Source organism: Streptomyces sp. NPDC104313, from assembly GCF_055583985.1.
The window spans coordinates 214,117-229,521 of record NZ_JBVJMW010000012.1; the positions used below are offsets into that span (position 1 = coordinate 214,117).

Consider the following 15,405-nt stretch of genomic DNA (forward strand, 5'->3'; position numbering starts at 1 on the left):
CCCTCACGGGATGCAGCCAGCTGTGCCCGTCCCCCGCCGCGACGGGAGAGCCCGGGGAAACGCCGCTCAGGGCTTCCCGGGCCGTGACCCGGGGTTTCCCGGACCTTCCGCGATCTTTCCGGGCTCCGACGCGCCCCAGGGGCGCTCCGCGCGGAACAATAGGTCCATGAGCCAGCAGCCCAGCTCCGAGGTCCCGGTCCAGCCCGCCGCCCAGCCGTCCGTCGGCTCACTCGCCGCGCACCGGCCGCACGCCACCCCCGCCTCCAACGGGGTCGGCTTCTCCACCGCCGCCGACCTGGATCCCGATCTCGACGCCGACGCGGACGCCTACGAGCCCGACCGGGACGGCGACGAGCTGCCCCGGGGCCGCTTCCTGGACCGCGAACGCAGCTGGCTCGCGTTCAACGAACGGGTCCTGGAACTGGCCGAGGACCCGGCCACCCCCATCCTGGAGCGGGCCAACTTCCTCGCCATCTTCGCGTCGAACCTGGACGAGTTCTTCATGGTCCGGGTGGCCGGCCTCAAACGGCGCATCGCCACCGGAGTCGCCACCCGCTCCGCCTCCGGGCTCCAGCCCCGCGAGGTCCTCGAGCACATCTGGACCCGCTCGCGCGAACTCATGGCCCGGCACGCCGCCTGCTACCAGCAGGACATCGCCCCGGACCTGTCCGACGAGGGCATCCAGCTGATCCGCTGGCCGGACCTGACCGAGAAGGAGCAGGCCCGCCTGTTCACCTTCTTCCGGCAGCGCGTCTTCCCGGTCCTGACCCCGCTGGCCGTCGACCCCGCGCACCCCTTCCCGTACATCTCCGGGCTCTCCCTCAACCTCGCCGTCGTCGTCCGCAACCCGGTCAGCGGCCACCGCCACTTCGCCCGGGTCAAGGTCCCGCCGCTGCTGACCCGCTTCCTGGAGGCCTCGCCCCAGCGGTACGTGCCCATAGAGGACATCATCGCGGCGCACCTGGAGGAGCTGTTCCCCGGCATGGAGGTGCTGGCGCACCACATGTTCCGGGTCACCAGGAACGAGGACCTGGAGGTCGAGGAGGACGACGCGGAGAATCTCCTCCAGGCCCTGGAGAAGGAGCTCATGCGCCGCCGCTTCGGCCCGCCGGTACGCCTGGAGGTCGAGGAGTCCATCGACCCGTACGTCCTCGACCTGCTGGTCCGCGAGCTGAAGGTGTCCGACGCGGAGGTCTACCCGCTGCCCGGACCGCTCGACCTGACCGGACTGTTCGCCATCGCCTCGCTGGACCGGGCGGAGCTGAAGTTCCCCAAGTTCATCGCGGGCACCCACCGGGACCTGGCCGAGGTGGAGTCCGCCTCGGCGCCCGACATCTTCGCCGCCCTGCGCGAGCGGGACGTCCTGCTCCACCACCCGTACGACTCGTTCTCCACCTCCGTCCAGGCGTTCCTGGAGCAGGCGGCGGGCGACCCGGACGTCCTGGCCATCAAGCAGACCCTGTACCGCACCTCCGGCGACTCCCCGATAGTGGACGCCCTCATCGACGCCGCCGAGTCCGGCAAGCAGGTCCTCGTCCTCGTCGAGATCAAGGCCCGCTTCGACGAGCAGGCCAACATCAAGTGGGCCCGCAAGCTGGAGGAGGCCGGCTGCCACGTCGTGTACGGACTCGTCGGGCTGAAGACCCACTGCAAGCTCTCCCTCGTCGTCCGCCAGGAGGGCGACACGCTGCGCCGCTACTCCCACGTCGGCACCGGCAACTACCACCCCAAGACGGCCCGGCTGTACGAGGACCTCGGCCTGCTCACGGCGGACCCGCAGGTCGGGGCGGACCTCTCCGACCTGTTCAACCGGCTCTCCGGCTACTCCCGCCGCGAGACCTACCGCCGCCTCCTGGTCGCCCCGAAGTCCCTGCGCGACGGGCTGATCGCCCGGATCAACAAGGAGATCGCCCACCACCGCGCGGGCCGCCCCGCCTACGTCCGGTTCAAGGTCAACTCGATGGTCGACGAAGCGATCATCGACGCCTGCTACCGGGCCGCCCAGGCGGGCCTCCCCGTCGACATCTGGGTGCGCGGGATCTGCGCGATCCGCCCCGGCGTCGCCGGACTCTCCGAGAACATCCGGGTCCGCTCCATACTCGGCCGCTTCCTCGAACACTCCCGGGTCTTCTCCTTCGGCAACGGCGGCGAGCCCGAGGTGTGGTTCGGCAGCGCCGACATGATGCACCGCAACCTCGACCGGCGCATCGAAGCCCTGGTCCGGGTCACCGACCCCGCCCACCGCGCCGCACTCAGCCGACTCCTGGAGACCGGTATGGCCGACACCACCTCCTCCTGGCACCTGGGCCCCGACGGGAACTGGACCCGGCACGCCACCGACGCGGACGGCCAGCCGCTGCGGCACGTCCAGGAAATGCTCATCGACGCCCGGAGGCGCAGGCGTGCGACACCCTGACCAGCAGACGACGACCCAGCCGACGCCGGACGCGACCCCCGGCACCACTCCGGACGCGCCGCCCGCCGCAACCCCCGGGCCGGGGGCACAGCGCCTCGCCGACACCACCGGTGCGGCGAACCCCCCGAACCCCGGATCCCGCCCCACCGGATCCCACCCCGCCAGGTCCCGGCCCATCGGATCCCATCCCGCCGGGGACCTGACCACGGAGGCGGTCCTCGCGCCCTACCTCCGGGGGCAGGCCGCCGAGTTCCTGCGCAGCCTGCGCCTGCACCACGAGCACAGCGCCCCGGCGGACTCCGGCGGCCACGACGCCGCGGCCGCCACCCGCGCACTGCGCCGCTCGGCCCGCCGGATCAGCGGCTCCCTGCACACCTTCCGGGCCGCGCTCGACCCGCTCTGGGCCGACCATCTCCGCGCCGAACTGGCCTGGCTCTCCGGCACCCTCGCCCGCGAACACGCCTACGCGAACCACCTCACCCGGCTCGTCGAGGCCCTGCACCACCTCTCGGGCCCGGCCCTCCCCGCAGCCCGGGGCGTCCGGGCCGCCGGGGCGGGCGCCGCCGCCGACGCCCAGGGCCGCGCCGCCCTCGGGGTCGGGGCCGCGCGGGCCGGAGCGCTGCTGGAACGCCGCCTCACCCTCGCCCGGACCCGCTCCCACTCCGCGGCCCTCCAGGCGCTCGGCTCCTCCCGTTTCCACGCGGTCGCCGACGCTGTGGCGCTCCTGGCCTCCGACGTCCCCCTGGCCCCCGGCCCCGCGCGCCGGACCGCCGAGGCCCTCCTGGAGCCCGCCGAACGCGCCGAGCAACGCCTCCTCACCGCCGTGGCCGCCCTGCCGCCCGACGACACGGAGCCGTACGACGAGGCGCAGGACGCGGCGTGGCACCAGGCCCGCCTGCTGCTGCGGCTGCACCGGTACGCCCACGAGGTCGTCCTCGGCGCCACCGACCCGGCCCTGACCGGCGCGGGCCACGCCCTCGACCTGCACCGGGACGCCGTGGAGGCGGCCGGGGCGGCGGCAGCGGCGGCCCGCACCCCCCGGATCGCCCCGGCCACGGCGTACGCGCTGGGCGTCCTCCACGCGGACCAGCGCCACGAGGTGGAGGCCGCCCGGGCGGTGTTCCGGGAGAACTGGCCGTACGCCACGGCCGTGAGCGCCCCATGAGCCGGGGGCAGGCGCACCGCGCGCCCGGGGAGCCCCCCGCGCGGACCGGCACCGTCCTGGCCGCGGGCTGCGTGCTGTGGCGCCGCGCCCCCGACGGGGCCGGGGTACAGGTCTGCCTGGTCCACCGGCCCCGCTACGACGACTGGTCCTTCCCCAAGGGCAAGCTGAAGCGCGGCGAGGACCCGCTGGCCGCCGCCGTACGGGAGGTGCTGGAGGAGACCGGCCACCACTGCGCCCCGGGGGACCGGCTGCCGACCTCCCGCTACCCGGTGGGCGGCCGGCCCAAGGAGGTCGCCTACTGGGCGGCCGAGGCGACCGGCGGCTCCTTCACCGCCAACGACGAGGTGGACCGCATCCTGTGGCTGGCCCCCGACGCCGCCCGCGTCCGGCTCACCCAGCCCCACGACGTCCGCCAGCTGAACGCCCTGCTGGACACCCTCGCCACGCCCTGAACCGGGCCCTGAACCACGTCCTGAACCGGGCCCTCTGATCCGGGTCCTGAACCGGCCCCCTGATCCGCGTCCTGAACCGCGTCCTGGCGACCGCCCGGACCGGCCCGCACCCGCCTGCCCGACACGGTTCACCTGCCGTTCACCCTCCCCCGTCGGCGGCTTCACCTGTTCTGCCTAATTTCGGACGTACACGGTGCGCGGCGGCAAGCCACCGCACCGCTCCTCATCGCACGCCGTCGTAGAACGAACTGACCACGGCGGCTCCTGGAAGGAACACCCGAAAGTGAAGCTTCAGCGCAAGAACCGGCTTCGTGCCACCGCGCTCGGTGCCCTCGCCGTCTCCGGCGCCCTGGTCCTCACGGCGTGCGGTTCGGATGACAACACCGGTGGCGGTACGGCCGGGACGGGCGAGAAGACGACCACCGCGTCGAACGTCGACTGCGGCAAGGCCAAGGGCCAGCTGCGCGCCTCCGGCTCCAGCGCTCAGAAGAACGCCATGGACCTCTGGGTCAAGAACTACATGGCCGCCTGTTCCGGGGTGGAGATCAACTACAACTCCTCCTCCTCCGGCGAGGGCATCGTCGCCTTCAACCAGGGCACCGTCGGCTTCGCCGGCTCCGACTCGGCGCTGAAGCCCGAGGAGGTCGCCGACTCCAAGAAGATGTGCAAGACCGGCCAGGGCATCAACCTCCCGATGGTTGGCGGCCCGATCGCGATCGGCTTCAAGCTGGAGGGCGTCGACAGCCTGACCCTGGACGCCCCGACCCTCGCCAAGATCTTCGACAGCAAGATCAAGAAGTGGAACGACCCGGCGATCGCCAAGCTGAACGACGGCGTCGAGCTGCCGGACAAGGCGATCCAGGCCTTCCACCGCTCCGAGGACTCCGGCACCACACAGAACCTCGGCAAGTACCTCGGCGCAGCCGCCCCGAGCGACTGGAAGTACGAGGCCGAGAAGAAGTGGCCGGCCCCCGGTGGCCAGGCCGCGTCCGGCTCCTCCGGCGTCGCCGCCCAGGTCAAGCAGGTCGACGGAGCGATCGGCTACTTCGAGCTCTCCTACGCCAAGTCCCAGTCCATCCCCACCGTGGACATCAACACCGGTGGCGCCACCCCGGTGAAGGCCACCTCGGAGAACGCCTCCAAGGCCATCGCCGCCGCGAAGATCAAGGGCACCGGCAAGGACCTGGCGCTCGACCTCGACTACACCACCAAGGCCGAGGGCGCCTACCCGCTGGTCCTGGTGACGTACGAGGTCGTCTGCGACTCCGGCAACAAGCCCGAGACGCTCGACACCGTCAAGTCCTTCCTCTCCTACGCCGCCTCCGACGACGGCCAGAAGATCCTGACCGACGCCGGCTACGCGCCGATCCCGGCCGAGATCAACGCCAAGGTCCGCGAGACCATCGGCTCCCTCTCGTAGCACCCGGGGCGGCCGGGCCCACCCGGCCCGGCCGCCCACCGGCGTAACGCGCCACCGGCAGGCCGGTCCGGCACACCCCTCCGGACCGGCCCGCCACCCCCACCGCCCCTCCGCCCCACTCTCCATCCGGTGCACCGCCGCCAGGGGAGCACACCGCTCCCCCACACAGACCGGAAAGACCATGGCCTCCACCACACCGACAGACACGCCACCGGCGCCGCCGGTCCCGCGGCCCAGCCCCCGGTCCACCGGGCGCATGGGCGACAAGATCTTCCTGGGCCTCTCCCGCGGCTCGGGCATCCTGCTGCTCGTGATCATGGCGTCGATCGCCGTGTTCCTCACCTACCGCTCGGTGCTCGCCATCTCGAAGGACGAGGGCAACTTCCTCACCACCTTCGACTGGAACCCGGCCGGCGACCCCCCGGTCTTCGGCATCGCGGTCCTGCTCTTCGGCACCGTCGTCAGCTCGATCATCGCGATGGTCATCGCGGTTCCGATCGCTGTCGGCATCGCCCTGTTCATCTCGCACTACGCGCCGCGCAAGCTGGCCGCCCCCATCGCGTACGTGGTCGACCTGCTGGCCGCCGTGCCGAGCATCGTCTACGGCATCTGGGGTGCGCTCGTCCTGGTGCCGTACCTGGAGGGCCTCAACCTCTGGCTCGACCAGTTCTTCGGCTGGACGTACATCTTCGAGAAGACCGAGGTCGGCGTCGCCCGCTCGCTCTTCACCGTCGGCATCCTGCTCGCGATCATGATCCTGCCGATCGTGACCAGCGTCAGCCGTGAGGTCTTCCTCCAGGTCCCGAAGATGAACGAGGAGGCCGCGCTCGCGCTCGGCGCCACCCGCTGGGAGGTCATCCGCCTCTCGGTGCTGCCCTTCGGCCGCTCCGGCGTCATCTCCGCCTCGATGCTCGGCCTCGGCCGGGCGCTCGGCGAGACGATGGCCGTCGCCACGGTCCTCTCCCCGAGCTTCCTCATCTCGCTGCACGTGCTCAACCCGGGCGGCGGGACGTTCGCCCAGAACATCGCGGCCAAGTTCGGCGAGGCCGACGCGTTCGGGCGGGACGCCCTGATCGCCTCCGGCCTCGTCCTCTTCGTCCTCACCCTGCTGGTCAACGGCGCGGCCCGGCTCATCATCGCCCGCCGCAAGGAGTACTCGGGGGCCAACGCATGAGCCACGCACCCACCGGCGTCATCGAGCGCCCGACACCCGCGTCACCCGGTCCGGGGGGCAGCCTCGGCAGCCGCTCCCTGCCCCGCCTCGCACCGCTCGGCTTCGCCGCCGTCTCGGTCGCGCTCGGCGTCGGCATCTCGCTGGCCGCCGGCTGGGAGAGCCGCATCCAGTGGGGCATGATCTCGGCCCTGCTCTTCCTGGCCATCTCCTACGTCGCCACGACCGTCGTCGAGAACCAGCGCCAGGCCCGGGACCGCCTCGCCACCAGCGTGATGTGGGTCTGCTTCCTGATCGCCGTCGTCCCGCTGGCCTCCCTGCTGTGGACGACGATCGCCCGCGGCTCCGAGCGCCTGGACGGCTACTTCCTCACCCACTCGATGGCCGGTGTGCTCGGCTCCGAGGCCAGCGGCGGCGTCTACCACGCGCTGGTCGGCACCCTGGAGCAGGTCGGCATCGCCACGGTGATCTCCGCCCCGCTCGGCCTGCTGACCGCCGTGTACCTCGTGGAGTACGGCAAGGGCCCCCTGGCCAAGGCCGTCACGTTCTTCGTCGACGTGATGACGGGCATCCCGTCCATCGTGGCCGGTCTCTTCATCCTGTCGATCATGCTGATCGCCAACCTGGAGCCCTCCGGCCTGATGGGCGCGCTGGCCCTGACGATCCTGATGATCCCCGTCGTGGTCCGCTCCACCGAGGAGATGCTCAAGCTCGTCCCCAACGAGCTGCGCGAGGCCTCCCTCGCGCTCGGCATCCCGAAGTGGCGCACCATCCTGAAGGTGGTCCTGCCCACCGCGATCGGCGGCATCACCACGGGCGTCATGCTCGCCATCGCCCGTATCGCCGGTGAGACCGCGCCGATCATCCTGCTGGTCTTCGGCAGCCAGCTGATCAACACGAACCCCTTCGAAGGCGCCCAGTCCTCGCTGCCGTTCTACATCTACGAGCAGTACAAGATCGGCGAGGCCGCGTCCTACGACCGCGCCTGGGCCGCCGCCCTGGTACTGATCGCCTTCGTCATGATCCTGAATCTGGTGGCCCGCGGCATAGCCCGCTGGAAGGCCCCGAAGACCGGTCGCTGACGCGGCCACAGCGACCTCCCGAAAGAAGCAGTGATCTTCCATGGCCAAGCGCATCGACATCAGCGGCCTCAACGCCTTCTACGGCAGCCACAAGGCCATCGAGGACATCTCGATGACCGTGGAGCCCCGCTCCGTGACCGCCTTCATCGGCCCGTCCGGCTGCGGCAAGTCCACCTTCCTGCGCACCCTGAACCGGATGCACGAGGTCACCCCCGGCGGCCGCGTCGAGGGCAAGGTGCTGCTGGACGACGAGAACCTCTACGACTCCAACGTCGACCCGGTCACCGTGCGCCGCACGGTCGGCATGGTCTTCCAGCGCCCGAACCCCTTCCCCACCATGTCGATCTTCGACAACGTGGCGGCGGGTCTGCGGCTGAACGGCAGCTACCGCAAGAGCGAGCTGAACGACGTCGTGGAGAAGTCCCTGCGCGGCGCGAACCTCTGGAACGAGGTCAAGGACCGCCTGAGCAAGCCCGGCTCCGGACTCTCCGGCGGCCAGCAGCAGCGCCTGTGCATCGCCCGCGCCATCGCGGTCGAGCCGCAGGTCCTGCTGATGGACGAGCCGTGCTCGGCACTGGACCCGATCTCGACGCTCGCCATCGAGGACCTGATCGGCGAGCTGAAGGAGCGCTTCACGATCGTCATCGTGACGCACAACATGCAGCAGGCGGCCCGCGTCTCGGACCGCACCGCGTTCTTCAACCTCTCGGCGGTCGGCAAGCCCGGCCGGCTCATCGAGATAGACGAGACGCAGCGGATCTTCTCCAACCCGTCGGTGCAGGCCACGGAGGACTACATCTCCGGCCGCTTCGGCTGAGCCACCCGCCCCACCCCACCCCCGCAGACAGCCTTGTGGTGCTGCATGGCGGTGCCACCACAAGGCGAAAGGGTCCGCCCCCGTTCTCGTACGAGAACGGGGGCGGACCCACTCGTGTGACCGGCCCGGCCGGATCACCGCGCACCGGCGGCTCAGCCGAAGAGCACGAGCACCGCTCCGTAGCTCAGCGCGGCGACCAACGCCGCGGCCGGCATGGTGATGAACCAGCCCAGGATGATGTTCTTCGCGACGCCCCAGCGCACCGCGTTCACCCGCTTGGTGGCCCCGACACCCATGATCGCGGAGGTGATGACGTGTGTCGTCGAGATCGGCGCGTGGAACAGGAACGCCGAACCGAACATGATCGAGGCGCCGGTCGTCTCCGCCGCGAATCCCTGCGGCGGGTCCAGCTCGATGATCTTGCGGCCGAGGGTCCGCATGATGCGCCAGCCACCCGCGTACGTCCCGAGCGAGAGCATCACGGCACAGGCGACCTTGACCCAGACCGGGATCTCGTCGTTGGGGCCCTCGATGTCCGCGATGACCAGGGCCATCACGACGATGCCCATCGTCTTCTGCGCGTCCTGGAGGCCGTGGCCGAGCGCCATGCCCGCCGCCGAGACCGTCTGCGCGATCCGGAAGCCGCGCTTGGCCTTGTGCGGGTTGGCGTTCCGGAACATCCACATGATGCCGACCATCACCAGATAGCCGACGATCAGGCCGACGAACGGGGAGATGAACATCGGGATGACGACCTTCTCCAGCACGCCGGACCAGATGACGTCCGTGCCGCCGGCCAGCGCCGCCCCGACCATGCCACCGAACAGGGCGTGCGAGGACGAGGAGGGGAGGCCGTAGTACCAGGTGATGAGGTTCCAGATGATCGCGCCGACCAGCGCCGCGAACAGGATCCCCATCCCCTTCTGCCCCACGGGCGTCGCGATCAGGCCCTCGCTGACGGTCTTGGCGACCCCTTGGCCCAGGAAGGCGCCGGCGAGGTTCATCACCGCCGCCATCGCCAGAGCCGCACGCGGGGTCAGCGCCCGGGTGGAGACCGAGGTGGCGATGGCGTTCGCCGAGTCGTGGAAGCCGTTCGTATACGTGAAGCCGAGCGCGACACCGATGGTCACGATCAGCGCAAAGGTGTCCACGAGGTTCAGGACTCCTTGACCGCGATGGTCTCCACGGTGTTCGCGACGTGCTCGAACGCGTCGGCCGCCTCTTCCAGCGCATCCACGATCTGCTTGAGCTTCAGCACCTCCATGGCGTCGTACTTGCCGTTGAAGAGCTGGGCCAGCAGCTTGCGGTGAATCTGGTCGGCCTGGTTCTCCAGGCGGTTGACCTCGATCCAGTACTCGGTGAGGTTGTCCATGGTCCGCAGCCCCGGCATGGCCTCGGCGGTCAGTTCCGCCGCCCGGGCCAGCACCTCGATCTGCTGCTCGACGCCCTTGGGAAGCTCCTGGACCTGGTAGAGGACGACCAGGTCGACGGCCTCCTCCATGAAGTCCATGATGTCGTCGAGCGAGGACGCCAGCTTGTAGATGTCCTCACGGTCGAACGGCGTGATGAAGGAGGAGTTCAGCTGGTGGAAGATCGCGTGGGTGGCATCGTCCCCCGCGTGCTCCGCTGCCCGCATACGCTCCGCGATCTCGACTCGGGAGGCAGAATCCGCCCCGAGCAGTTCCATCAGGAGTTTCGAGCCCGTGACAATGTTGTCCGCGGACGCGGAGAACATGTCGTAGAAGCTCGTCTCCCTGGGGGTCAGACGAAAGCGCACGTGGGATCCTCGGGATGCTTTGGATTCGGTCAGGCTGATGCTAGGCGCATCATCCGGCCACGGCTAACCGGCGTTCTTCAGTGTCGCCCATCGGACACGGCGATCAGTACGAACCCCCGGTCACGGTTCAGCAGGATTCGTTACGATATACCCGGCGGGGGTATCAATACGGCAGGGTGCGGCGGAGACGGAGCAGGACGGCGGAACCGTCCGAAACGGCCACCGCGGCACAACGGCAGGCCCGCGGGTCCACATTCCCGCGTTCCGGCAGGGACACTTAGAGGACGACAACGGGAGGACGCAGATGACCACGACCGGGACCACAGGGGCGGAATCGACGGGCTTGGCGGCCCCGGACGCGGGGACGGCCGCTTCGGTGGACATCGTCACCGACCACGACCGCGGCATCCACGGCTACCACCACCAGAAGGACGAGCACCTCAAACGACTCCGCCGGATCGAGGGCCAGATCCGCGGCCTCCAGCGCATGGTCGACGAGGACGTCTACTGCATCGACATACTGACGCAGGTATCGGCGTCCACCAAGGCGCTCCAGTCCTTCGCCCTCCAGCTGCTGGAGGAGCACCTGCGCCACTGTGTGGCCGACGCGGCCGTCAAGGGCGGTGAGGAGGTCGACGCGAAGGTCGAGGAGGCCACGAAGGCCATCGCCCGCCTGCTCCGCACCTGAGGCGCGACCCCGCCGGCGGTGGCGGTGCGGGGGAAGCGGGCGTCACCCCCGGCGAGCGGCCTGCCGGGGGACCGTCGCCCAGGACTCCGCACCGCGTACGTCGAGCACTTCGTCGATCCGGTCGGGACTGAGGCGTTCCTCGCCCGCGGCCGACGCGGCGATCATCAGCTCGCCGCACAGCTCGATCTCGGCGAGGGCCACACAGTCCTGAGCGTTCGGAGCGCTGAGCGTCACCACCTGCGTCACCTCTCTCTGCCGTCTCCCGGCCGTCACCGGCCCCTGGCACACCGGCTTCCCAGCCTAGGGAGCGCGGTACGCACCGCGCATGGCACGGACGGACCATTTTGCGCCCCCTCACAACCGGCCCCCACCACCCGGCCCGTCCCGGCCGCCCCGCCGTCCTCCCCAGGAGCCCACGGCCGACCGGGCAATCGAACGACCTGCCGCCCGGATGACCTGCCGATCTACCGACCGATGTCGCACCGGCCCGGCGCGGGTCGTCAAGGTCAGCGCGAGTCGTCAATCCCGGCGCTTCCCAGCCGTCCCGTCGGCCCGCCGGCCTCACCCCTGCCGGATCTCGCCTGTGTAGATGGCGTCCTCGTCCGGCAGCGTCACCGTGACCGGCAGCCCGAACCCGTACAGCAACAGCGTCGAGACCACCGACACCTCCGGGCCCTCGGAGGAGAAGGTGAACCGGTGCCGGACCTTCCGCAGGCGGCCGTCCTCGTCCACGTAGGCGTCGAACGGGACGGCGTCCTTGCTGAACCCGTTCGCCGCCGCGCTCAGCGCCCCGCGCGACTGCGGCGACGCGGCCCGGGCCGCGCGCCCCAGATCCGCGACCCCCCGGTAGTGGTGCACCGTCACCCCGGCCAGCTCGGACTTCCCCGCATAGGTCACATCTGCCGCGCCGCGCAGCAGTTCGGCCGCCGCCATCGGGTCGGTGACCCCGCCGGTGAGGAGGTTGCCGTCCTTCAGCGCGGTCGTGTCGATCCTGACCCACTTGTCGTCGGGCACCCCGGCGCCGCGGTTCTTCATGTACAGCGCCCCGGGGGCCAGCAGCTCGGTGATCGGCCGGTGGCCGTCCACACCCGCGGCGTTCTCGGGAAGCACCACCCTGAGCCGCCCCATCTGCTTGCGGAAGTCGTACGCCCCCTGCCCCCGGATCGTCACCCGCGTCCCGCCGGACGCCGTCTCCATCGACGTACGGGTCTCCGCACCGCCCGCCGCGACGAGGACGTCCGCCGCCTGCCCGAGCAGATCGAGCGGGCGATCGGCGACCACGGACCGCTGCCCGGAGCCGTCGCCCGCACCGCCCTCCTCGTCCCCGCCGAGGCACCCGGCGGTGACCGCGATCACCCCGGCCACGGCGAGGGTGCGAACAGCACGGGCCCCGCCTCCGTCCCTGTACCGCTGCACCGCCATCGCCTGCCAACCCCCAACGACTACCCGGCCGAGCCCTCACCCGCCCCGCATAACGACCGCCGACGCCCCCCGTCACGCGCCCCGGGCGCGTCGCCGCGCCCGGGGCGGGGGCATGGCGGGGCCCGGGGCACGGGCCCGGCGGGGGCATGGCGGGGGCATGGCGGGGCCCGGGGCACGGGCCCGGCGGGGGCGTGGCAGGGAGCGGCCTCGCTCCGGGTGCGGTGGCCTGTGAGGGGAAGCCCGGGCACGGCCGCCCGTTTCGCCGACTGTGGCCAGTACCGTGGTCGGGTGCATGAGGATCCCCCCGCCCCGGCCCGCACCACCGCCCCCCGCACCCCCGTGCGGACGGCCCCGGCTCTCTCGGCGGCCCCCGTCGTGGTCCCGGCTTCCACCGCCCCGGGACCCCCGCCCGTCTCAGCCTCGGCTCCCCCTCCCGGCCCGCCGGCCGGGCACAGCGCCACGACGATCGAGCGCGGCTCGTTCTGCCTGGCCCGCTGCACCTGCGGCTGGTCGGGACCGGCGCGCAGGTCCCGGGACCGGGCCCGTACCGACGCCACGGAACACCTCGCCACCCCCTGACCCGCCGGCCGGACCTGGTCGAAGCACGATCCCCCCGGACGCTCAGAGGCGTCCGGGGGGATCGGGGAACCGGTCGATCAGCGATGAGAAGGGCGGAAGGAGAGCGGAGGCAGAACCCGGGACGGAGGACCGAGGACCCGGGACGGAGACCGTCAGGCGGCCAGGTCCTTCTCCCCCGGGTCGCCCCGTCCGGAACCGGGCCGCGGCTCGGGGATACCCATCGCCTCACCGTGTTCGTCCGCGTACGCGACGGCCGCGCTCTTCGACCGGACGAACCAGCCCACACGCGGCGAGCGGGCGACCGCCGCCATCAGCGGGGTCAGCAGCGCCATGGCGAGCGGGGCCAGCAGCAGGGCCACGGCCGTACCGAGAGCGAACCCGCCGATCACATCGGTCGGGTAGTGGACGCCCATGTAGATCCGGCTGAAACCGGCGAAGAGCGCGAGGCCGATCGCGACGAAGCCGAACTTCCGGTTCGCCACGAAGATGCCGACGGCGATGCCCATCGCCAGGGTGGAGTGGTCGCTGACGAACGAGAAGTCCGTCTTGCCGTGTATCAGGACCTCAAGGCCTTCGTGGTCGTTGAACGGCCGCGGCCGTTCGACGAAACCGCGGATCGGGACGTTGATGAGGATCGCGATGGCGGCGGCGAGCGGCGCCCAGACGATGGCGGCGGCAGCCGTCACCGAGTCCTCGGCCGTCCCGCGCTTGCGCATGCTCCACCAGCACCACAGGCCCACCAGGACCAGGCCGAACATGATCCCGTACTCGCCGACGAACTCCATGACCCGGTCGAACCAGGTCGGAGCGGCCTTCGCTAGACCGTTGATGTCGTAGAGCAGACTGACGTCCGGGTTCGACCCGTCGAGTTCGAGTCCAGCCATCTGCTGCGGCCCCTTGCCTTGTCTGCTTCTTCTGCTGCGACGCGCGTCCTTGCACGCCGCCGTGGTCGAACCCCCGTGTCCGGTGCTGTCCGCCACCGCACCGCACAGCATCGCTGTACCGCCGCATCACCGCTGTACTGCCGCGGTACCGCGACACTGCGACGCATGGTCAGTGCGCATGCCGTTCCCGTCCCCTGTCCAGGAAACGGCCCGGCCGTCGTATGCGTTCCGCTCTCCACCGAATGATCACCATGACGTTATCGAAGAGTGACTCGTCATCGCAGCTCAGGGCCCAGGCTTCACGGAGAGTTCCGATCACGGCCGACTGCCCGTCAGGGCCCTTGGCCGCTCCGCAAGCCCCGGACGGGACACCCGTACGGGAAACGCCGGGAAGACGCCCCGGAGACGCCCGGGAGACATCCGTCACCCTGTGGGCAGATCCGTCGGAAGGGCGGCGGCACCGTCCTTGGTGACCCGTGTCGCACCGAAGTAGTCCGGCGTATCGATCTTGTCGAACCGGATGACCGACCCGGTGAACGGCGCGTTGATCATATAGCCGCCCCCGACGTACAGACCGACGTGCCGGATCGCACGCGAGTTGGTGAGGTCGTCGGAGAAGAACACCAGATCCCCCGGGAGCAGCTCGTCCCGTGAGGGATGCGGGCCCGCGTTGTACTGGTCATTGGCGACGCGCGGCAGCTCGATGCCGACGGTCCGGTACGCCGCCTGGGTCAGCCCCGAACAGTCGAACCGGCCCTGCTGCTCCGGCGTCCCGTTGCCGCCCCACAGATACGGCGTGCCGAGCCTCTTCTGTGCGAAATAGATGGCACCGGCGGCCTGCCGGGAGGGTGCGACGCGGCCGACGGGCCGGGCGAAGCTCTTCTCCAGCGTTCGGATGATCTTGACGTAGTTCTGCGTCTCCTTGTACGGCGGGACACCGCCGTACTTGATCACCGCGTAGGCGCCCGCGTTGTACGCGGCGAGCATGTTGCCCGTCGGGTCGCCCGGCACCTTCTTCACGTACCCGGCGAGCTCGCAGTCGTACGAGGCGGCCGAGGGGATCGCGTCGGCGGGGTCCCACACGTCCCGCTTGCCGTCGCCGTTGCCGTCGATCCCGTGCGTGGCCCACGTACCGGGGATGAACTGAGCGATGCCCTGTGCGGCGGCGTGGCTCTGCGCCCGCGGGTTCCAGCCGCTCTCCTGGTACAACTGCGCCGCCAGCAGCGCCGGGTTGATGGCGGGACAGAGGTTGCCCCACTTCTGCACCAACGGCTGGAACCGAGCCGGGACCGCCCCCTTGGCCAGCGCGACGGCACCGCCGCCCCCCGATCCGGCGAGCCCGGCGGCGGCCGAGTACGTACCGACGACGAGCAGCGCCAGGAAGCACAGGACCATGCCGACGCCGACGCCACCGAACACCCAGAATTTCCGCACCCCTCAACCATCCCCCATCGGGGCGCGCTTCAGAGCCGTTTTCGACGGTGTGTGCGAGTCATCCGCGGCACACCACCGGCGCACCCGAAGCACACGGG

15 protein-coding genes are annotated in these 15,405 nt (G+C 70.8%); 9 read left to right on the forward strand and 6 right to left on the reverse strand.

Annotated features, from left to right (window positions below; genetic code table 11):
• Positions 1-166 precede the first annotated feature (166 nt).
• From ACZ60Q_RS26440 to pstB, 7 genes are all read left to right on the forward strand, one after another.
• Complete coding sequence (locus tag ACZ60Q_RS26440) at positions 167-2,416, forward strand: RNA degradosome polyphosphate kinase (protein WP_469639462.1); 2,250 nt, start codon at positions 167-169, stop codon at positions 2,414-2,416.
• On the forward strand, positions 2,403-3,581 hold the full coding sequence (locus ACZ60Q_RS26445; protein WP_469639465.1) for a CHAD domain-containing protein: 1,179 nt from the start codon (positions 2,403-2,405) through the stop codon (positions 3,579-3,581). The genes ACZ60Q_RS26440 and ACZ60Q_RS26445 overlap by 14 nt, the downstream gene beginning before the upstream one ends.
• Complete coding sequence (locus tag ACZ60Q_RS26450; RefSeq protein ID WP_469639468.1) at positions 3,578-4,033, forward strand: NUDIX hydrolase; 456 nt, start codon at positions 3,578-3,580, stop codon at positions 4,031-4,033. The genes ACZ60Q_RS26445 and ACZ60Q_RS26450 overlap by 4 nt, the downstream gene beginning before the upstream one ends.
• A 283-nt stretch (positions 4,034-4,316) precedes the next feature.
• Positions 4,317-5,453, forward strand: coding sequence for a phosphate ABC transporter substrate-binding protein PstS (gene pstS, locus ACZ60Q_RS26455; RefSeq protein ID WP_469639471.1), 1,137 nt, complete (start codon positions 4,317-4,319; stop codon positions 5,451-5,453).
• A 181-nt stretch (positions 5,454-5,634) separates the two neighbouring features.
• A complete protein-coding gene (gene pstC, locus ACZ60Q_RS26460) occupies positions 5,635-6,627 on the forward strand; it encodes a phosphate ABC transporter permease subunit PstC (RefSeq protein ID WP_469639474.1) in 993 nt (330 codons plus the stop codon).
• Positions 6,624-7,706, forward strand: coding sequence for a phosphate ABC transporter permease PstA (gene pstA, locus ACZ60Q_RS26465; protein WP_469639477.1), 1,083 nt, complete (start codon positions 6,624-6,626; stop codon positions 7,704-7,706). The genes pstC and pstA overlap by 4 nt, the downstream gene beginning before the upstream one ends.
• Positions 7,707-7,746: 40 nt before the next feature.
• Positions 7,747-8,523, forward strand: a complete 777-nt coding sequence (gene pstB / locus ACZ60Q_RS26470) for a phosphate ABC transporter ATP-binding protein PstB (protein WP_469639480.1) — start codon at positions 7,747-7,749, stop codon at positions 8,521-8,523.
• Positions 8,524-8,675: 152 nt separating this feature from the next.
• On the opposite strand, the gene ACZ60Q_RS26475 is transcribed toward pstB, so the two are convergent.
• Together ACZ60Q_RS26475 and ACZ60Q_RS26480 are read right to left on the reverse strand one after the other, a co-directional pair.
• Positions 8,676-9,674, reverse strand: a complete 999-nt coding sequence (locus ACZ60Q_RS26475; RefSeq protein WP_469639483.1) for an inorganic phosphate transporter — start codon at positions 9,672-9,674, stop codon at positions 8,676-8,678.
• Positions 9,675-9,679: 5 nt separating this feature from the next.
• Positions 9,680-10,300 carry a DUF47 domain-containing protein gene (locus ACZ60Q_RS26480; RefSeq protein WP_469639486.1) on the reverse strand — a complete coding sequence of 207 codons (621 nt, stop codon included), beginning with the start codon at positions 10,298-10,300 and terminating at the stop codon, positions 9,680-9,682.
• 304 nt (positions 10,301-10,604) lie between these two features.
• On the opposite strand from ACZ60Q_RS26480, the gene ACZ60Q_RS26485 reads away from it, so the two are divergent.
• The gene (locus tag ACZ60Q_RS26485) at positions 10,605-10,988 is read left to right on the forward strand and encodes a metal-sensitive transcriptional regulator (RefSeq protein WP_469639489.1); all 384 of its coding nucleotides are present in this window, start codon (positions 10,605-10,607) and stop codon (positions 10,986-10,988) included.
• Between the two features lie 42 nt (positions 10,989-11,030).
• Here the strand turns inward: ACZ60Q_RS26485 and ACZ60Q_RS26490 are convergent, their stop codons facing one another.
• Both ACZ60Q_RS26490 and ACZ60Q_RS26495 read right to left on the reverse strand, forming a co-directional pair.
• A complete protein-coding gene (locus tag ACZ60Q_RS26490; protein ID WP_215107999.1) occupies positions 11,031-11,234 on the reverse strand; it encodes a hypothetical protein in 204 nt (67 codons plus the stop codon).
• Positions 11,235-11,549: 315 nt separating this feature from the next.
• A complete protein-coding gene (locus tag ACZ60Q_RS26495) occupies positions 11,550-12,410 on the reverse strand; it encodes an SCO4651 family lipoprotein (RefSeq protein WP_469639492.1) in 861 nt (286 codons plus the stop codon).
• Between the two features lie 375 nt (positions 12,411-12,785).
• Between ACZ60Q_RS26495 and ACZ60Q_RS26500 the strand changes: the two genes are divergently transcribed.
• Positions 12,786-12,989 carry a hypothetical protein gene (locus ACZ60Q_RS26500; RefSeq protein WP_469639579.1) on the forward strand — a complete coding sequence of 68 codons (204 nt, stop codon included), beginning with the start codon at positions 12,786-12,788 and terminating at the stop codon, positions 12,987-12,989.
• 152 nt (positions 12,990-13,141) lie between these two features.
• On the opposite strand, the gene ACZ60Q_RS26505 is transcribed toward ACZ60Q_RS26500, so the two are convergent.
• Positions 13,142-13,873, reverse strand: coding sequence for a phosphatase PAP2 family protein (locus ACZ60Q_RS26505; protein WP_398615388.1), 732 nt, complete (start codon positions 13,871-13,873; stop codon positions 13,142-13,144).
• Positions 13,874-14,296: 423 nt separating this feature from the next.
• Positions 14,297-15,292 carry a C40 family peptidase gene (locus tag ACZ60Q_RS26510; protein WP_469639581.1) on the reverse strand — a complete coding sequence of 332 codons (996 nt, stop codon included), beginning with the start codon at positions 15,290-15,292 and terminating at the stop codon, positions 14,297-14,299.
• Between the last annotated feature and the right edge of the window lie 113 nt (positions 15,293-15,405).

What these genes read in the sequence shown, in the direction of transcription:
- ACZ60Q_RS26440 (WP_469639462.1), top strand. Translation starts at nt 167, where the DNA reads ATGAGCCAGCAGCCCAGCTCCGAGGTCCCGGTCCAGCCCGCCGCCCAG.
- ACZ60Q_RS26450 (WP_469639468.1), top strand. Translation starts at nt 3,578, where the DNA reads ATGAGCCGGGGGCAGGCGCACCGCGCGCCCGGGGAGCCCCCCGCGCGG.
- pstC (WP_469639474.1), top strand. Translation starts at nt 5,635, where the DNA reads ATGGCCTCCACCACACCGACAGACACGCCACCGGCGCCGCCGGTCCCG.
- pstA (WP_469639477.1), top strand. Translation starts at nt 6,624, where the DNA reads ATGAGCCACGCACCCACCGGCGTCATCGAGCGCCCGACACCCGCGTCA.
- pstB (WP_469639480.1), top strand. Translation starts at nt 7,747, where the DNA reads ATGGCCAAGCGCATCGACATCAGCGGCCTCAACGCCTTCTACGGCAGC.
- ACZ60Q_RS26485 (WP_469639489.1), top strand. Translation starts at nt 10,605, where the DNA reads ATGACCACGACCGGGACCACAGGGGCGGAATCGACGGGCTTGGCGGCC.
- ACZ60Q_RS26495 (WP_469639492.1), bottom strand. Translation starts at nt 12,410, where the DNA reads ATGGCGGTGCAGCGGTACAGGGACGGAGGCGGGGCCCGTGCTGTTCGC.
- ACZ60Q_RS26505 (WP_398615388.1), bottom strand. Translation starts at nt 13,873, where the DNA reads ATGGCTGGACTCGAACTCGACGGGTCGAACCCGGACGTCAGTCTGCTC.